Consider the following 1,355-nt stretch of genomic DNA (forward strand, 5'->3'; position numbering starts at 1 on the left):
GGCGAAGACGTCGGGGTGATGAGCAATTCCAGGAAAAGTGTGAGCCGTTTTCCGTCCGGAATTGCGTAAGGCAGGCGCCTTAAAAGCCTTGAAAGAGCATATCGAGCGCCGCCACGATATCGTCGTGGCGGCTCATGAGATTGGTTCGATTTTCGCCGAGTTCGGTTGCGGCAACCGTCGCGATTAGGTGGGTGGCCATCACCATCTTCCGGCCGTTGATCTCAAAGACCGGATGCAGCTTGCGCATTGGCGAAGGCGCCGAGGTCAGTGGCAGAAGCGGAACGACCACCCGCGTCTTGAAGTGGTCGAGCAGGTCGGACTGAACGTCGAGCAGATAGCCGCCTTCGATGCCGCTGGCGAAGACGTCATAGCGCGCCATCAGAATTGCCGATGTTCGGCGAGTGGGATGCCGTGCTTGTCGACATAGTCGTTCCAAGCGTCTATCGTCGCACGGTTCTCAAGCTTCCATAGCCGCGTTTTTTCCGCAGCAACCGCTTCCGATATACCGGCCTCCGCAGCCCGTGATACATTCACGTTGAGCCCCTTGGCTTCCGCCATGAGCTGCGAATCGATCGACAGATTAGCTGGCTGGCGATTTGCGTTCGTTGCAATCTTGCGCATGACAGTCACCTCGACATGCGCATACTTTATGCGCATCGGTGCGTCAGCGCAATGAGGGTGCTATCCCTCCATCTCCTCACGCAGTATCTCCAGCTCCAGCCACTCCTCCTCGAGCGCGGCGAGCGTCGTGCGCTCCTTGTCGAGCGCGGCGATGGTCTTCTGGAACGAGACGGGATCGCGTTCGTAGAAGGCGGGGTCGGCGATGTTGTTCTCCAGCCTGGCGATTGAGGCTGTCACCGCTTCGATCTTCTTGGGCAGGGAATCCAGCGCGAACTTCTGCTTGAACGAGAGCTTTTTCGCCGGGCCTTTGGGTGCGGCTTGTTCGGCCTTCGGCGAAGCCTCGGCGGCCTCGGCTTTCGATCTTGCCTTGCGGTCTTCCAGCTTCGAGCCGCCGCGCTGCGCCAGCATGTCTGAATAGCCGCCGGCATATTCGATCCAGCGGCCGTTGCCCTCCGGCGCGATCACGCTGGTGACGGTGCGGTCTAGGAAATCGCGGTCGTGGCTGACCAGGATGACAGTTCCGGAAAAGCCCGCGACCAGTTCCTGCAGCAACTCCAGCGTCTCCATGTCGAGGTCGTTGGTCGGCTCGTCGAGCACCAGAAGGTTCGCCGGGCGCGCCAGCACGCGGGCCAGAAGAAGGCGCGCGCGCTCGCCGCCGGAAAGCTCGCGCACCGGCGTGCGCGCCTGCTCCGGCTTGAACAGGAAATCCTTCATGTAGGAGACGACGTGGCGCC

Annotated in this window: 3 protein-coding genes; all 3 read right to left on the reverse strand. The window is 61.1% G+C overall.

Translation table 11 applies throughout. The annotated features are described in order from the left end of the window. Window positions 1-79 precede the first annotated feature (79 nt). Complete coding sequence (locus EOA27_RS36665) at window positions 80-379, reverse strand: CcdB family protein (RefSeq protein WP_126080766.1); 300 nt, start codon at window positions 377-379, stop codon at window positions 80-82. Then, complete coding sequence (locus EOA27_RS36670; RefSeq protein ID WP_126080767.1) at window positions 379-621, reverse strand: type II toxin-antitoxin system CcdA family antitoxin; 243 nt, start codon at window positions 619-621, stop codon at window positions 379-381. Before EOA27_RS36670 ends, EOA27_RS36665 begins: the two co-directional genes overlap by 1 nt. Window positions 622-681: 60 nt before the next feature. Next, window positions 682-1,355 (reverse strand): ATP-binding cassette domain-containing protein (locus EOA27_RS36675; protein WP_127258743.1); only part of this gene is annotated, 674 nt, incomplete at its 5' end.

This window comes from Mesorhizobium sp. M2A.F.Ca.ET.037.01.1.1 (assembly GCF_003998075.1).
Classification (GTDB): domain Bacteria; phylum Pseudomonadota; class Alphaproteobacteria; order Rhizobiales; family Rhizobiaceae; genus Mesorhizobium.